18 protein-coding genes are annotated in these 14,296 nt (G+C 56.3%); 11 read left to right on the forward strand and 7 right to left on the reverse strand.

Features of this window, described 5'->3' with window-relative positions:
- Positions 1–20 precede the first annotated feature (20 nt).
- Positions 21–1,502: an MFS transporter gene (locus RYZ27_RS02455; RefSeq protein WP_406680772.1), complete on the forward strand. Its 1,482-nt coding sequence runs from the start codon at positions 21–23 to the stop codon at positions 1,500–1,502.
- Between the two features lie 12 nt (positions 1,503–1,514).
- Here RYZ27_RS02455 and RYZ27_RS02460 read toward each other — a convergent pair whose 3' ends face one another.
- From RYZ27_RS02460 to RYZ27_RS02470, 3 genes are read right to left on the reverse strand one after another with little or no spacing between them, the layout of a single operon-like run.
- A complete protein-coding gene (locus RYZ27_RS02460; RefSeq protein ID WP_406680773.1) occupies positions 1,515–2,327 on the reverse strand; it encodes an alpha/beta fold hydrolase in 813 nt (270 codons plus the stop codon).
- Between the two features lies 1 nt (position 2,328).
- On the reverse strand, positions 2,329–3,342 hold the full coding sequence (locus RYZ27_RS02465) for an NADP-dependent oxidoreductase (protein WP_406680774.1): 1,014 nt from the start codon (positions 3,340–3,342) through the stop codon (positions 2,329–2,331).
- Positions 3,343–3,345: 3 nt separating this feature from the next.
- The gene (locus RYZ27_RS02470; RefSeq protein ID WP_406680775.1) at positions 3,346–4,227 is read right to left on the reverse strand and encodes a hypothetical protein; all 882 of its coding nucleotides are present in this window, start codon (positions 4,225–4,227) and stop codon (positions 3,346–3,348) included.
- Between the two features lie 108 nt (positions 4,228–4,335).
- Between RYZ27_RS02470 and RYZ27_RS02475 the strand changes: the two genes are divergently transcribed.
- Together RYZ27_RS02475 and RYZ27_RS02480 are read left to right on the forward strand one after the other, a co-directional pair.
- The gene (locus RYZ27_RS02475) at positions 4,336–4,632 is read left to right on the forward strand and encodes a DUF1330 domain-containing protein (protein ID WP_406680776.1); all 297 of its coding nucleotides are present in this window, start codon (positions 4,336–4,338) and stop codon (positions 4,630–4,632) included.
- Positions 4,629–5,450 (forward strand): hypothetical protein, encoded by an 822-nt coding sequence (locus tag RYZ27_RS02480; RefSeq protein ID WP_406680777.1) that lies wholly within the window; start codon positions 4,629–4,631, stop codon positions 5,448–5,450. Before RYZ27_RS02475 ends, RYZ27_RS02480 begins: the two co-directional genes overlap by 4 nt.
- Here the strand turns inward: RYZ27_RS02480 and RYZ27_RS02485 are convergent.
- Positions 5,447–6,136, reverse strand: coding sequence for a hypothetical protein (locus RYZ27_RS02485; protein ID WP_406680778.1), 690 nt, complete (start codon positions 6,134–6,136; stop codon positions 5,447–5,449). The two genes, RYZ27_RS02480 and RYZ27_RS02485, sit on opposite strands and share 4 nt — an antisense overlap.
- Before the next feature lie 110 nt (positions 6,137–6,246).
- Here RYZ27_RS02485 and RYZ27_RS02490 point away from each other — a divergent pair, with 110 nt between their 5' ends.
- Positions 6,247–6,993: a hypothetical protein gene (locus tag RYZ27_RS02490; protein ID WP_406680779.1), complete on the forward strand. Its 747-nt coding sequence runs from the start codon at positions 6,247–6,249 to the stop codon at positions 6,991–6,993.
- Positions 6,994–7,017: 24 nt separating this feature from the next.
- On the opposite strand, the gene RYZ27_RS02495 is transcribed toward RYZ27_RS02490, so the two are convergent.
- From RYZ27_RS02495 to RYZ27_RS02505, 3 genes are read right to left on the reverse strand one after another with little or no spacing between them, the layout of a single operon-like run.
- The gene (locus tag RYZ27_RS02495) at positions 7,018–7,857 is read right to left on the reverse strand and encodes a cupin domain-containing protein (RefSeq protein ID WP_406680780.1); all 840 of its coding nucleotides are present in this window, start codon (positions 7,855–7,857) and stop codon (positions 7,018–7,020) included.
- A 5-nt stretch (positions 7,858–7,862) separates the two neighbouring features.
- Entirely contained in the window at positions 7,863–8,228 is a 366-nt protein-coding gene (locus RYZ27_RS02500; protein ID WP_406680781.1) for a hypothetical protein, read from the reverse strand.
- A 2-nt stretch (positions 8,229–8,230) separates the two neighbouring features.
- On the reverse strand, positions 8,231–9,466 hold the full coding sequence (locus RYZ27_RS02505) for a methyltransferase domain-containing protein (RefSeq protein WP_406680782.1): 1,236 nt from the start codon (positions 9,464–9,466) through the stop codon (positions 8,231–8,233).
- A gap of 123 nt (positions 9,467–9,589) precedes the next feature.
- Here RYZ27_RS02505 and RYZ27_RS02510 point away from each other — a divergent pair, with 123 nt between their 5' ends.
- From RYZ27_RS02510 to RYZ27_RS02540, 7 genes are read left to right on the forward strand one after another with little or no spacing between them, the layout of a single operon-like run.
- Complete coding sequence (locus RYZ27_RS02510) at positions 9,590–9,904, forward strand: REDY-like protein HapK (RefSeq protein ID WP_406680783.1); 315 nt, start codon at positions 9,590–9,592, stop codon at positions 9,902–9,904.
- 6 nt (positions 9,905–9,910) lie between these two features.
- Positions 9,911–10,747, forward strand: coding sequence for an SDR family NAD(P)-dependent oxidoreductase (locus RYZ27_RS02515; protein WP_406680784.1), 837 nt, complete (start codon positions 9,911–9,913; stop codon positions 10,745–10,747).
- Positions 10,744–11,646, forward strand: coding sequence for a polysaccharide deacetylase family protein (locus tag RYZ27_RS02520; RefSeq protein WP_406680785.1), 903 nt, complete (start codon positions 10,744–10,746; stop codon positions 11,644–11,646). Before RYZ27_RS02515 ends, RYZ27_RS02520 begins: the two co-directional genes overlap by 4 nt.
- On the forward strand, positions 11,646–12,263 hold the full coding sequence (locus RYZ27_RS02525) for a CpcT/CpeT family chromophore lyase (RefSeq protein WP_406680786.1): 618 nt from the start codon (positions 11,646–11,648) through the stop codon (positions 12,261–12,263). The genes RYZ27_RS02520 and RYZ27_RS02525 overlap by 1 nt, the downstream gene beginning before the upstream one ends.
- Entirely contained in the window at positions 12,260–12,874 is a 615-nt protein-coding gene (locus RYZ27_RS02530) for a VOC family protein (RefSeq protein WP_406680787.1), read from the forward strand. Before RYZ27_RS02525 ends, RYZ27_RS02530 begins: the two co-directional genes overlap by 4 nt.
- A complete protein-coding gene (locus RYZ27_RS02535; protein WP_406680788.1) occupies positions 12,871–13,431 on the forward strand; it encodes a carboxymuconolactone decarboxylase family protein in 561 nt (186 codons plus the stop codon). The genes RYZ27_RS02530 and RYZ27_RS02535 overlap by 4 nt, the downstream gene beginning before the upstream one ends.
- Positions 13,432–13,472: 41 nt before the next feature.
- Entirely contained in the window at positions 13,473–14,294 is an 822-nt protein-coding gene (locus tag RYZ27_RS02540; RefSeq protein WP_406680789.1) for an HpcH/HpaI aldolase/citrate lyase family protein, read from the forward strand.
- The last annotated feature ends 2 nt before the right edge of the window (positions 14,295–14,296 follow it).

Raw genomic sequence — 14,296 nt, forward strand, 5'->3', positions numbered from 1 at the left:
ATACGATTTGGGAGGGCTGAATGGCTCAAACTGGTGAATTTAGTCGCGGATGGCCGGTCTTGTCGGCAGCAGCGGTTGGTGTTGGACTGGGTCTTTCGCCCCTGCCTTTCTATACGATTGACGTTATGGTCGCGCCGCTGGGTGAAGAGTTCGGTTGGACACGAGGGCAGATTTTCAGTGCACTTGCTGTCTACACGCTTGGGGCCTTTTTCATGTCGCCAATGATTGGCTGGCTGGCTGAAAAGTTTGGGGCGCGCCGCGTGGCTCTGCTCTCTATTGTCACGTTCAGCCTGTCCATGATGGCGCTGTCGCTGAACACAGGCAACATGACCCTATACTTTTTCCTATGGTTCCTGCTGGCGGTCGGCGGGGTCGGGACTTTGCCGATTACTTTTACCAGACCGGTGAATAACTGGTTTGATAAACGACGCGGCATTGCCTTGGGCATTGCTCTGATCGCGACAGGTATTTTTGGGGCTTTGGCCAAGAGTTTTGCACAGCACATCGTTGATATTGCGGGTTGGCGTCAGGCCTATTTCATGCTGGGCCTGTTGCCGCTGATCATTGCCTTGCCGATGAGTTTTCTCAGCCTGCGGGACATCAATGACGAACCTGCCCGTGATGCAGCGATTACGCGCTACAAAATTCCGGTTCTGGCGATCTCTCTGGCGGGGACGATCTGGCTGATTTACACGGCGCTACAATTCGTCTGGCCGAAATATCTTGAGGCGGGTCTGACCCTGCCAAACGCAATGGCGTTTGGTTTTATGGTGATTGTCTTGATCCCGCCTTTGGCCATGATGGTCCTGCCAATTGGCAAAGCGCCAATCACTGTCGAGAAAAGTGGTGGTCCAATTGTCCTGCCGGGCATGACCCTCGGTGAGACGGTCAAAACCTGGCGGTTTTGGCTGCTGGCGATTTGCTTTGTTCCGATTTCCTATGCACTCGGTGCAATTATCCCAAGCTTGGTGCCGCTCTTAGGCAGCAAGGGCTTTAGCATTGGGGATGCGGTGCAGTTGGCGACGCTGACGGGGCTTGCTGTCCTTATGGGGCGCTTGATTGGGGGGTGGTTGATTGACCACTTCTGGGCCCCTGGCATTGCTTTTGTTTTCCTCGCCTCTCCAGCCCTCGCGCTCTGGATGCTAACCGGGGAGGTCAACACAACGACGGCAACCATTGCGATCCTGATGATCGGTTTTGGGGCCGGGGTTGAGTATGATTTTATGGCCTATCTGGTCTCGAAATATTTCGGGATGAAATCCTATTCTGCCATTTATGGGGCTTTGTATGGGTTCTTCGCGGCCGGCGCTGGTTTCGGTCCAACCATAATGAACAATTTTGCCGACGCGTATGGCTGGGATTGGACGCTCAGCAAGTCAGCAATGCTACTCTTCGCGTTTACCGTACCGATCCTGCTCCTGGGCAAGTACCGCTACGGCTATATTGAAATGGATGATGCCTTGGCCAAGGCTGAAGAAACCGCTGAGACGGGGCACGGTTAAACCCGCAAGGGCTTAAGCGGCGTCCAGTCTTGGTAGAATCAGATCGCAGACAGCTTCCGGATAATAATCAAGGAAGCTGTAGCCCCATTGTGGGCACTCGATCACTTCACCATTGGTCATGATTGGGATGGCGCGGCGGGTGCATTCCTGAAGGTCATCGGCAGGGTTCAGAATGATTTTGCGATGGGGCAGATCGGTCAGCGCCTTGTCGAACGGCTTGCCATAGGCAAAGGCGGCGGCATGGCCCCACTCATAGGCCTCGCCACCCATCATGGTCTGGTATAGCGAACGATCGAGCCATTCCAGCGTGGCGTCAGGTGCCCGTCGCTCAAGGATACGCTCCCAAGTGACCCGCAACCGAGTCATCTCCTCATCCAAGGGAATCGGCGTGAACATGTCGGTGAACATGGCGCGCTCTGCGTCGGTCAGGATCGCGGCTGAAATCATCGCAATGCCACGCACGCGCTCGGGCTGTTGCAGCGCCATTTCAGTGGCGACTTTTGAGCCGGTATGGTTGCCGAACAGATCTATCTTTTGATGCCCCAGCGCATCCATCATCTGCCACATATTGCGGGCGTACATTTCGATGGTAGCCAGATCTTCGCTCGGCGGGGCATCGGACATGCCATAACCGGGATAATCTGCGGCTATGGCTATACGGTCTTTTCCCGCCATTCGCACAAAAGTGTCGAATTCCAAAGAGGATTTCGGGCTTTGGTGCAGGCAGAGAAGGGGGTATTTATCGGTTGCTTCTGGCGGCGAGGCCATGCGTCCATGCAGTTGGCCAAATTCCCCGTCGACATAGAATTTATGCGTGCGGTCCATCTTAAACGCTTTCCGGGGCAACAGTGACAACCGCTTTCCCCTTATTCTTCCCATTCATCAGGCGCTCGAACAGGGCGGGTGCCTCTTCCAAGCCGGCAGCGCGATCTTCGGCGAATTTCAGCTGTCCGCTGGTGATCCATGGTGCAGCCTCGGCAATATATTCATCCCAGCGCGGGTAGAAGTCATAGACGACAAGCCCTGAGAGCTGGGCGCGTTTGCCAATAATAAGCCCGGCATTGAGCGGGTGCTGGCTCTGGGTCTCAGTATGATAGGCGTCGACGAGGCCACATAGCACCCCGCGCGCATAGATGCGGGCATGGGTCAGGGCGAGCATCGCCATGTCCGCCGAGACATTCTCGAAGAAGACAGACAAGCCATCGGGCAGGGCTTCAGCCAATCTGTCTTTCCAGCCCTCAGCCTTGTAATCGATACAGGCGTCAAACCCGTAAGTGTCCGTCACCAGCGCGCATTTCTCTGGCCCGCCGGCAATACCGACAACGCGGTCTGCGCCCTTGATCCGGGCGATCTGGCCGACCGTTCCGCCAACTGGGCCAGCAGCGGCATCAACCAGAACAGTATCGCCTGCGCCAACTTTGGCGAGTTGTGTGATCCCGGACCAAGCGGTCAGGCCCGGCATGCCGAGGACCCCTGCATGAGCAGCCAGTGGCGCTACGGATGGATCAATCTTGCGAACATGCTCAGCTGTAAGCGCGCAGACTTCCTGCCAGCCGCCTTCCATGCTCTGAACCCAGTCGCCTTCTTTCAGGCTGGGTACGCGGCTTTCAATGACTTGCCCGACAATCGCGCCGGGAATGGCTCCTTTCATCGGCTCTGGAGCGGCCTCGCCCATGTGCCGCCCGCGCAAGCGTGAGCCGACATAAGGGTCCAGCGAGAGGTGTACGGTGCGAACCAGAACGCCATTTTCCGGGCAGGCAGGGACTGGCGCTTCAATGATCGCGAAATCGCCCGCAACAGGTTTGTGGTCGACGGTGTGCTTTAGAGTGCCGAGTTTCATGGTCTAGCCTTCCACCATTTCAATCAATGTGCCGTCGAGGTCTTTCAGAACGCCAACGCGCTTGCCTTTATAAATCGCGCCTTCGCGGACGGTTGGCGCGGTCAGCCATGGGCCGGGCAGGCTGTCGAAGTCAGGATGCCAGAGCGTCCCAATGGCGCAGCCAGGAACCAGCATATCCTCATGATTCGGGCGCGGCGTGGCCGCATCTGGATATTGATCCAGCTCAAGGAAGACATCCTTATCATGGATCAGGGTGCAGATGCGGTGCAGCTCATCCAGTGGTGTCCCATAAGCCTTGGCGATCATCGTATAAGGGATGTCCATTTCACGCCCAAAGGCCAGCCCGCACTTTTCCTGCATCCACTTGGCTGAGGCCTCCATATCGGAGCTGCCCATGACCAGAATGAACAGCTTGTCGATCAAGCTGCCAGCGCGCGGTAGGTTATATTCGGGCAAGTCGTCATTGATCTGCGTCAGGTAGACGATTTCTTCATCCGGGCCTTTGACCTGCATCGGGTGAATGGCATCAAGGCCGGGGATTTTGTTAGGGGGACCGATAATCTCAAACGGGCTGTCTAGCATTCGTTCATTCACGGCTATGACATCCTGCACGCAGATTTCAATCGCGTTCCAGCCATAGGAGCGCAGCGCCTTGAACCCCTCAACCGGGGCTTGTTCAACAAAGCGTAGAAAGATATCTGCGCCAGAAGCGGGTTGCATGACAGCGTAAGGACAACCCGCGCTTTTCGGCGTGCCCCAGCTCTCTGCGAGTTCAGGACTGATTTCGCCGCGCTCAACCACAGTATAATCGAAATAGGTTTCGTAGTTTGAGATTGTGCGGCTAAGATCAGCCACCGTTACCGTTGCTGCGCGAAGAAGTTTCATACCGGATTAGCCCTTTTCAAATCGGCCCGGACAGGCTCTACTCTTTAAAGGATATATCATTTGTTTTCGCTCTGACTAGGACCGGGGCCAGATAAAGGGACAAAAACCATGGCGGCTTACATGATTGTCTTCGCGCAAATCGAAGACCGGGAAAAGTTCATTCACGGATACGGCATTCCAACGGCCAAACTGATTGGCCAGTTTGGGGGCGAATATCTGGTGCGTGGGCCGGGCGTTGAAAGTCTTGAAGGGGGGCTGTTTGACGGTACCAGCGCTGTGATTTCGAAATGGCCAGACAGGGCCGCAATCAAAGCGTTCTGGAACAGTCCTGAATATGAGGTTCTGAAACAGGCGCGACAGGATTGGGCCAAGGCACATGTTATGGTCGTGGAGGATATGGCATGAGGCATTTTGCAATCAGCGCGCTCAGCGCCCTAGCCGTATCTGGATGCACAATCGCGCAGGCTGGACCGCCTGTCCTGGATGACCGTGCCAGCATGTTTGCCGCGGTTCAAGCGGAAGAGGCGCTAAGCGGGACAACAATCATCGCGCGCGCCCACAACGCGGCGGGTGGTGAGACTTTTGTGCGGCCGGGAACCCTGTTTCTGTCCGGCTATAATATCATCCGCAGTGCGGACGGGGCTGAAACGCTTTGGGATCGCTATGCCATGTGGCGGGTGTTCGGAGATGAAAAAGCCGATGCGCATGCGGCCAATGGCAAGGTCCGGATTGAAGCCTGGAGCGGCGATGCGATCGCCATGTTGCTCAGTTTTGATGGGGCGACCACCTATACCAAGGATGGCCCAATGGCCGATCAGTCGGCTAATGCGATGTGGGGCGCCAATTTCGGGTTCGGCGCAATTCGCAATGCCTTGGATGAAGGCTGGATCCAGACCCGAAAGACTGACCGCCTGATTGATGGTAAGCCAGCCTTTATGGTCGAATTAATCGACCCGGCGGGCGGCAAGACACTCTTCGGGTTTGATCAGGGCGATTACTCAATTCTCTATGTTGGCTTTGACACCCCGCGCGGCTGGCATGAGCGGCGCTATTCCCATTATTTTGAAAAGCCAGGCATCAGCTGGAGGCAGGCTGGGCGTGTGCGGCTGTTCTATAATGGCGTCAAAGCCAATGAGGCGATCTGGACAGATTTCCAGATTGGTGCCCCGCTAGAGGATGAGCGCTTCGTGATTGACGAAGCGCCCATTGAGCCAACCTTCTAGAACGGTTTCACCGCACCGAAGAAGGCCGTTGTCAGGATCAGGATCCAGTAGACATAGGCCACAGACCGCCCGAGATTGATCGAGCTTTTGAGCTTGGCTTCAACTTCCGGATTTGAGCCTTCGGCCAGAACCGGGAACATTTTCTGCCACTCATGCATGATCAGGCGCAGGATCACACCGATGATCAGGGCCAGACCAAAGGTCAGGATTTTAGCCGCATACCAGAGCTGGCCTTCGCCACCCGCGAACGGGCCATTGCCCATCAGCGATGAGATTGACGTAAACAGCAGCGTCGGGATCAGCAGATAGCGCGTCCAGTCCTCAATGTCCGAAAGCGGCTTGAACCATTTGGTTCCGCGGGTCGCGAATGCGCCCCAGGTCAGGGCCATCCAGGCCGCCCAGAGCAGCCACATACCGACAAGCCAGCCGCCACCGAGGGGCTGAACGCCCCAGATATAGCCCATGTGCAGGCCAAGCGGCAGCAGGGAGATAATCCCGGTCCGCGCCATAATGTCGATGCGATAGGCCGTATTCATATGGCGCATACGCTCTTCGAGCGGCAGATTGTGGTTCACGACTTTATAGCTGGTCTGGAAGACCCCCCATTCGCCGCCGAGCCAATATACCATTGCGACAATGTGCAGCCAGCGCAGGATCGCAAGTTCGTTTGATGCAAAAAAGTCCATGATTCCATTTCCTCCATCGACACTCTTGGCAAATGATATATCATTTGTCTATGCGTCGTCTTGCACCAGTCTGCGATAAACGTCAAAACTTGCCGGGGTAGAGGAAAAACATGACCGATCCGATGAAACATCAGCGCCTGCGTGGCCGTATTCGTTACACATCCAAGAAGCCTGAAATGCTTGATCAGGTGCGCGGGGATGAGATTTTCAACATCACACAGCACTCGGATGGCAAAATGACGGTGCGGGCGCATTGCGAGATTCATGAGCCTGACCCAACGGTGATGCGCGATATTGTTTATTCCATGGATGAGACGGGTAATCCGATGGACTGTCATGTTCGCCTGACCATTGGCGATGAATTCATGGGCAGCGGCTGGTTCCGGTTTAACCTGGATGAGCAGCGCAGCGGTACGATTGAGTGCGAAAGCTATGGTCCAAGCATTGGCCGCCTTTCACAAGTGGTTGAGACGAACGGCTCGTTTGACGGCTTTGGCACACACCCGATTATTGGCGACGCGCAAATGTGCCGTGTCATCGATCGCTCGAACGGACCAACCCGGCGGCAAGTGCGGGTCTTCTTGCCTTCACCAGACCATCGCGGCGCGACCCCGCCTATCGTTTCGGAGGTTTCAATCGGCCTTGAATATGTTGGCGATGAAACCGTGACCGTCGAGGCAGGCACGTTTGACTGTTATCACTTCCGCTATGTTGACGATGAAGGCCCTGGCATGGGCGGGACACAGCATCCGGTCTACGACATGTGGGTGACCAAGGATGACTTCATCTTCGTGCAGGGCGGTGTCGGCGGCTATATGGCCACCTGGTATGAATTGATCGAGTTCGAAAAGCGCTAGAAACACTACGAAAGTGGGCCGCCCCTAATAACGCGGGGGCGGCGTCCATGGCGCATAGGCAAAGGCTTGCAGGTTTTCCGGCAGGATCGGATCATACGGCGCGTCAAAGTCAAACGGCGCGTCTTCCTTTGACCACTCATTGACATGCTGCCCACCGAGAAAGCGGATCAGGGCGACACAGCCCCAGCGCGTGCCAAACGGGCCATGCGGGATTTGCGGTGGTCGCCAGAAATAAGCCCCCGGGGCCATCGTCCCATGCGGTCCGGTCAGGGAGCCTGAAACGATATAGGCTTCTTCGACGGTCGGGTGGCACTCCTGCGGGCCTTTCAGGCCGGGTGGCTCTGAATGCGGCAGGATCATTGACAGGAAAGTCCGCTCTCCGGTTTCCGGGTCGCTGCGCAAATCCTTACGGCTAATGCCCAGATGTGCGAGCTTGGGATCATTCAGCGTCATATCCCACGGCATGTGCAGGGCATCGACACGGGTAATCTCGTCCGAGCTACCTTCACCAGCGACCAGTTGCGGATCACCATTAAAGAAGGTCAGCACAACCGCGCCATCGCGGGCGGTCATGGTTTTGCGCGTCGTTCCCGCCGGGATATAGCCATAGGTGTCATGGCCAAACTCGACGCCATTAATCTCTATGGTTCCGTTCAGGACATAGAATTCTTCAGCAACAAGCAGGTGTTCATTGGCCTCGCGGCGCCAGCCTGCCGGATAACGAATGACCGCACTACACGCACCATCATCATTATCGCGGCTGAGGAATTTATACTCCGCATCAGGCCGGGCATTACCGGGGCCGATCCGCATCCACGGCAGAAGCTGCGCGTGGATGAACTCGATCTGTGGGCGATTAAGCATGGTGGTTAGTCAACAGTAGCGAATTCTTCAGCAACGTCCTCGCTGGAGGCTTCGTTGCCACGTTCAATCGCTTCGCGGTCCTGCTGAATGATACGGAAGATGCGGGCAATATATTCCTGCATCCACAGGCCACGCTCGTCGGCTTCTTCCTTGGTCGGCGTGAAGGCGTCGATGCTTGCCTTGGAGACGGTTTCCCCGCGCTCCAGCAGGCGCTCAATCGTGTCCATGCGCTCGTGCATCACGGCGACTTCCTGGATCAAAGCGAGGTTGATGTTCATCACCCGCTCAACATCCGGGTTTTCGAGGAACCAGGGGCGCTTGCCCTTTGATTTGGCTCCAGCAAGGGTGATCGGGTCGAGTGTCTGTGTCATGTTCAGGCTACCTTCTTTGCGCCGACTACATGCCAGGCGGCTTTGCGACCGAAATCTTCGCTGTCATCGTCTGCGGCGTCAGGGAATACGTCTTTGTCGACGACCGCAGCAACCCCGCCATGGATCAGGTGATTGTCGCCAAATCCAGCTTTCTTCATCCAGTCATCAAGATCAATCTCATGCATCTTGGTCCAGAACGGTTCGTTATTATAGAACGCGTCCCAATCCCGCATGGCCTGTTCGAACAGCGGCATCGTATCGGCATATTGTGGCTGCTCGACGTGCAGGACGATGCCACCGGGCTTCAGCAGGCGCTGGGTCTCGGCAAAGATCATCGGCATGGTCTTGTAGCTGGTTTCATGCAGGAACATGGTCGACTGAACCCAGTCAAAGCTCTCATCCTCAAAACGGGAAAGATCAGAGACATCATCCTGAATGAAGGTGACATTCTCGATGCCCATGCTTTTGGCGCGGGCAAGGCCATAGCGCAGCATCGGGGCACCAGCGTCTACGGCGATGACTTCGGCGTCTGGGAAAGCGGCTGCAATTGGCAGGACATTGTGGCCAAGGCCAGCGCCAATATCGAGAATACGCTTGGGCTTGAAATCCTCGCCAAAGGTCTCTTTGACCCATTCAGCAACAGCAACACCGCCGCCATCATTATAGCGACCAAGCATGCCGCCCGTCGTCGCGAAGATGCCCGCATCATAATTGGCAGGGCCTGTAATATCACCGGGCACCAGCTCAGTATGGTAAGAGCCGGGCATACAGTGATGGTCGATGGCTTCGGTTGAGCGCGGCTGTTTAAAGCCTGGGTCGAGCTGCAGGCGCTCATCGCCTTCGGTCAGGTCGCGGACTTTGGCATTCAGCTCATCGGCTTGGCGTAGTGTCACCCAACGGCCAGCCTGCTGGCGGGTTTCCATGGTCGCGCGGCGCAGCGCCGACCACCACTGGAACATCGGATCATTCAGTAGCGCTTTGCGCACCTCATGACGGTTTTCAAAGCCGCGCTTCTTGTCTTTCTTGAAGGCGGGCTCGACACGGGCCTCAAAGGCTTCGCCAACGCCCGGCATAATCTTGGTTGAGAGATGACGGTTCATCTGTGCGAGGAAGTTAAACCGGGCCACTTCATCATGATTGGTCTCTGGATAAACACCATGACGACCAACCACGCGGTAATCCGGTGGACCATCATATTCAATCGGTTCTGGGCGCGCATTACGCTCTGTGTCAGCCATGTGTCGTCTCCTCTTACCTTCACAAAATGACGCTTATTCGCGACACTTTCAATGTGAGGGGCTATGCATCTCGTTTAAAAGATATATCATTTAAAAAAATATGCCATAGGGGAGTCTCCTGATATGAGTACCAAAATCGTCGCACTGTTCAATTTGAAGCCCGGTGTCAGCGTCGCTGATTATGAGGCCTGGGCGAAAACCAAAGACATTCCAACCGTGAATGGTTTGAAGTCGGTCGACTCGTTTGAAGTCTACAAATCCACCGGCCTGCTCGGCACTGATGACAAGCCACCTTACGCCTACATCGAAACGATTGATGTTAATGACATGGACGGGTTTGGTGGTGAGGTTTCCACCGAAACCATGCAGGCTATCGCCGCAGAGTTTCAGGCGATGGCTGATGATCTGGTCTTCATCATGACAGACAGACTGGGCTAAACGATCATGGGTAAGTTTACGGGGAAAACCGCGGTTATTACCGGGTCCGGTCGCCGCAAGGGTTTAGGTGAAGCGATCGCCAAACGCCTTGCTGAGGATGGCGCAAATATCGTCATCTCTGATATTGGTGCACCGCGCGATGAAGCCACAGGCGCAGAGCATATTGGCTCGACCGATGAGATGGAGGCGATTGCTGCCGATATGCGCGCATTGGGTGTCGAGGCTTCGACCAAGGTTTGCGATGTCCGCTCGCTCGAAGATGTTCGCGCCCTCGCCCAGCACGCTGTTGATACGCATGGCTCGCTCGACATCTGGGTGAACAATGCGGGCATCGGCTACATTATGAAACCTTTGCTCGAAGTCACCGAAGAGGACTGGCGCGCGGTGATTGATGTGAACCTCACCGGAGCGTTCTTTGGTGTCAAAGCCGCTGCCGAGACTATGATCAAACAGGGCAAAGGCGGGCGGATCATCAATATCGCCTCACAAGCCGCGAAATCCGGTTTCCCGCATGCCCAAGCCTATACCTCGTCCAAACATGGTCTGGTCGGGCTTGTCCGCTCGGCAGCTGTGGAGCTTGGCGGGGATAAGATCACCGTCAACAATGTTTGCCCGAACCATGTCACAACAGGCCTCGGCGCATGGCAGAATGAGTATTTTGCCAAAGTCGTCGGCGCAGACTCGGTTGAAGATTATCTTGAGGCGATGGCCAACCGTATCCCGATGGGGCGGCCTGGCTTGCCGGAAGATACGGCGAATGCTGTGGCTTGGCTCTGCTCGGATGAGGCAGGCTATATCACCGCAGAGAGTATGAACGTCTCAGGTGGGGAGGAACCACATTGACCCTTCCTGCTGATCCAGCCCCGAAAGGCTTCACATGGCCAGGCGGCGCAAAGCTGGCGCTTTCCATTGTCGTCAATGTCGAAGAGGGGGCTGAGCGCCGTATCGATGAGGGCGACAAACGCCCTGAACCCGTTGATGAGCTCGGCGCGGTTCCGGGCAAGCCGATCCGTATTCATGGCAATGAGAGCAATTACCAGTACGGCATCAATCGCGGCGCCCCGCGTATCCTGAAAATCCTCGATAAGGCTGGCGTTCGGGCGACCTGGACAGTTTGTGGTCAGGCGCTGGAAAAAGCGCCATGGTTGGCGCAGGCGATTGTCGCGCGCGGCGATGAGCCGTGTAATCACGGGCATAAGTGGGCGTTTACCGCGTTCATGGATGAGGAGGCCGAAAGCGCTTTCATCGCCAAGGGTACTGGGTCCATTGCCGCAACCTGTGGTCGTCGCCCGGTTGGCTGGCTCTCACGCTATCTGCACACTGACATTACGCGCCGGATCCTGAAAGAACAGGGCTATCTCTATCACATGGATGATTACTCGGATGATTTTCCATACTGGGCCGATGTCGAGATGAAAGATGGCTCAACCGAGCCGATGGTCATCCTGCCTTATGCGATCGACAGTAATGATATGAAGTTCTGGCTCAGCCCCAGCTTCACGCCAGACATGTGGCTGCAATATGCCAAGAACACGTTCAACTGGCTTTATAAAGAAGCCAAGGACGAGGGCGCGCGGATGATGAGCCTTGGTCTGCACTTGCGGATCATCGGGCGGCCTGGTCGGATCGATGCGTTCCAGCATTTCCTCGACCATGTGAAGGCGCACAAGGATGTCTGGATCGCTTCGCGTGAAGAGATCGCCCAGCACTTTGCCGACAATGTGAAGCCGGGGGATCAATAATGCGCGGATGGGTTTTGGGATTCGCGCTTTTAGGGCTGCCAGCTACAGCGCAAACGGCGACAGAAGCCGCTTACCTTGAGGAGGCAATTGGCCTCTGGTCGAGCGCCGAGCAATCGGCTGACCCAGCCTATGACTGGGTGCAGAGCCAGAAGTGGCACATCCTTCAAGACAAGACAGACGGCGTTTGGGTCTATCAGGAAAACGCCATCTGGGGCCCGGATGCGCAAACGGTTCCAGAGGAAGCCCCACAACCCTATTTCCAGATTGTGACTCAGTTTCGCGATCTTGGGCAGGGTCTACTCCACACAACCACATACCGGGTAACAGATCGCGCAGGCGCTTTGTCATTTTCGCGTGGTGAGGTCGATGCGTTTGATCCGGATTGGATCGGTGAGGTCGCCTGTATGGGGCACCTCCAGCGCATCGGGGAGGGCTTCTGGAATGGGCAGGCCAAATGCCCGAACGGTTATAAAGGCGGCGCGCGGGTTGAGAGCTATTCAGTGCGTGCACCTAATCATCACGTGAACTGGGACCGCGGCTTTAACGCAGCGGGCGAGCATATCTGGGGGCCGGCTGACGGCGGGTATATTTTCAAGCGTAGAGAGGACACGCAATGAAACGAGTATTTGCAGGACTTCTAGGGGCAATGACCCTGTCAGGCTGTGTCATCGTGACGGATGCTGATCGGGTCGAAACATCGATTGATCGTAAGGCTGAGGCAAAGGTCGAAGCCGTCGATACCAATCCACTGGACCTTCGCCGCACCACTTTGGTGGTCAAGGATATTGAGAAGTCTCTGGCACTTTACCGCGATGCGCTGGGCATGACCGTTGAGTATGATCAGGAGCTTACCTCGCCGGGCCTGACAGGCCGTTTTGGCGCGGATGGGCAGAACCGCTCGCGTCTGGTCCTGCTCAAAGCCAATGACAGCTATATCGGTATGCTTGGCCTATGGCAGTTCCTGGATCAGACCGAAAAGGATCTGGCTCCGGCAGACCCGGCTGACTTCACACCGGGTGAGATTGTCCTGTTGTTTAATTCCAAGACGTTGGAAACGACGTTCCCGGCGGCCGCTGATGCGCCGGGCGTTACGGTCATTGGTGAACCAAAGGAGCGACGCTACCCGTCTCCCGCGGGCGACATCGTGGTGATGGTGTCCATGCTGGTCGATAATGACGGCCATACGGTCGAGCTGAACCAGCTGATCTCTGACCCGCGTCAAAAATGACCCGGCTTCCCCCTTTAGAGCTTGATCAGGTTGATGCCGAAACGCGTCACATGATCGAGAATGCCGAGAACCTGATGGGATTTGTCCCCAATGATGCGCTGGTCATGGCGCGTCATCCGGCTTTGCTGAAAGCGATGTGGGGTCTGGTCGCAGCGATTTATGGTCCGGGCGAGGTCGATAATGGCCTCAAACGCCTGATCGGGGAGGCCGCGAGCAAAGCCGCTGGCTGTTTCTATTGCTCAGCTCATGCGGCCCATGGCGCCCGTGTGCATGGCGTTGCGCAGGAAAAGATTGAAGCGGTCTGGAGCTATCAGGACAGTCCACTTTTCTCTGAGGCCGAGCGCGCCGCGATTGGTGTGGCGATGAAGGCCGGGGTGATCCCGAATGAGGTCGAAGATGGCGATATGGAAACCCTGCGCCAGCATTTCTCTGACACAGCGGTGACAGAGATTGTCGCCGTGATCGCCATGTTCGGATTTCTCAATCGCTGGAACACGACTCTGGGTACGGCGCTGGAGCCAACGCCACTTGCGACAGTGAATCAGTTTGACCTTTAGCGCATAGCATTCTAATTTGTCCGGACAAATCAGGGTGACCTATGACCACAACCTATCGATCTCTCCTTTTCGTGCCGGGCGCGCGGCCTGACCGCTTTGATAAAGCGGCTGCCAGTGGCGCCGATGCGATGATCATTGATCTTGAAGATGCTGTTCTTCCTGATGCCAAGGATGAGGCGCGTACAGCGACTTTGGATTGGCTCAGCAGTCGCCCAGAGCTTGGGATTGCTGTCGGCGTGCGGATCAATTCCCCGCGCACCGGCGATGGTTGCCGTGACCTTGGAGCTTTGACAGCGCATGCGCCTGATCTCGATTTTATCATGGTGCCAAAAGCCGAAACCGGCGTGGACATGGAAATCGTCAATGAGGCTCTGGCGGGCATCGCGCCAACCATTGCGGTGATTGAAAGCGGCCGTGGCCTGCGCCGTGCCTTTGATATTGCCAAACAATCTCCCGGTGGAGTTCTGTTCGGCGGTGCCGATTATAGCGCCAGCCTTGGCGCGGACATCTCCGATTGGGATGCGATGATTGTTGCACGCGGCACGATAGCCGGGGCTTGCGGGGCAGCAGGCGTCCCAGCCTATGACGTCCCCTTCCTGGATGTAAAAGACGCTGAGGGCCTGCGCGCTATGACGGGCCGGGCCAAGGCTTTCGGCTTTTCAGGCCGGGCCTGCATTCACCCTGCGCAGGTTGATGTCGTGAACGCTGTGTTCTCTCCCTCTGAAGAAGAGGTCAGCGAGGCCAAAGCCATCATTGCTGCGTTGGAGGCCTCTGAGGGCGGCGCGGTCCTGCACAAGGGTAAGCTGGTGGATCGCCCGATCATCCTCGCAGCGCAAAGAATTCTCGCCAAATCTGGCGAATAGAA

It is taken from the genome of Hyphomonas sp. FCG-A18 (genome assembly GCF_045287255.1).
Classification (GTDB): domain Bacteria; phylum Pseudomonadota; class Alphaproteobacteria; order Caulobacterales; family Hyphomonadaceae; genus Henriciella.

Bases quoted from the DNA above. Each gene is read 5' to 3' on its own strand.
- RYZ27_RS02515 (WP_406680784.1), top strand. From the start codon at position 9,911: ATGGGTAAGTTTACGGGGAAAACCGCGGTTATTACCGGGTCCGGTCGC.
- RYZ27_RS02505 (WP_406680782.1), bottom strand. From the start codon at position 9,466: ATGGCTGACACAGAGCGTAATGCGCGCCCAGAACCGATTGAATATGAT.
- RYZ27_RS02485 (WP_406680778.1), bottom strand. From the start codon at position 6,136: ATGGACTTTTTTGCATCAAACGAACTTGCGATCCTGCGCTGGCTGCAC.
- RYZ27_RS02465 (WP_406680774.1), bottom strand. From the start codon at position 3,342: ATGAAACTCGGCACTCTAAAGCACACCGTCGACCACAAACCTGTTGCG.
- RYZ27_RS02475 (WP_406680776.1), top strand. From the start codon at position 4,336: ATGGCGGCTTACATGATTGTCTTCGCGCAAATCGAAGACCGGGAAAAG.
- RYZ27_RS02510 (WP_406680783.1), top strand. From the start codon at position 9,590: ATGAGTACCAAAATCGTCGCACTGTTCAATTTGAAGCCCGGTGTCAGC.
- RYZ27_RS02470 (WP_406680775.1), bottom strand. From the start codon at position 4,227: ATGAAACTTCTTCGCGCAGCAACGGTAACGGTGGCTGATCTTAGCCGC.
- RYZ27_RS02525 (WP_406680786.1), top strand. From the start codon at position 11,646: ATGCGCGGATGGGTTTTGGGATTCGCGCTTTTAGGGCTGCCAGCTACA.
- RYZ27_RS02530 (WP_406680787.1), top strand. From the start codon at position 12,260: ATGAAACGAGTATTTGCAGGACTTCTAGGGGCAATGACCCTGTCAGGC.
- RYZ27_RS02480 (WP_406680777.1), top strand. From the start codon at position 4,629: ATGAGGCATTTTGCAATCAGCGCGCTCAGCGCCCTAGCCGTATCTGGA.
- RYZ27_RS02455 (WP_406680772.1), top strand. From the start codon at position 21: ATGGCTCAAACTGGTGAATTTAGTCGCGGATGGCCGGTCTTGTCGGCA.
- RYZ27_RS02460 (WP_406680773.1), bottom strand. From the start codon at position 2,327: ATGGACCGCACGCATAAATTCTATGTCGACGGGGAATTTGGCCAACTG.
- RYZ27_RS02535 (WP_406680788.1), top strand. From the start codon at position 12,871: ATGACCCGGCTTCCCCCTTTAGAGCTTGATCAGGTTGATGCCGAAACG.
- RYZ27_RS02490 (WP_406680779.1), top strand. From the start codon at position 6,247: ATGACCGATCCGATGAAACATCAGCGCCTGCGTGGCCGTATTCGTTAC.
- RYZ27_RS02500 (WP_406680781.1), bottom strand. From the start codon at position 8,228: ATGACACAGACACTCGACCCGATCACCCTTGCTGGAGCCAAATCAAAG.
- RYZ27_RS02540 (WP_406680789.1), top strand. From the start codon at position 13,473: ATGACCACAACCTATCGATCTCTCCTTTTCGTGCCGGGCGCGCGGCCT.
- RYZ27_RS02495 (WP_406680780.1), bottom strand. From the start codon at position 7,857: ATGCTTAATCGCCCACAGATCGAGTTCATCCACGCGCAGCTTCTGCCG.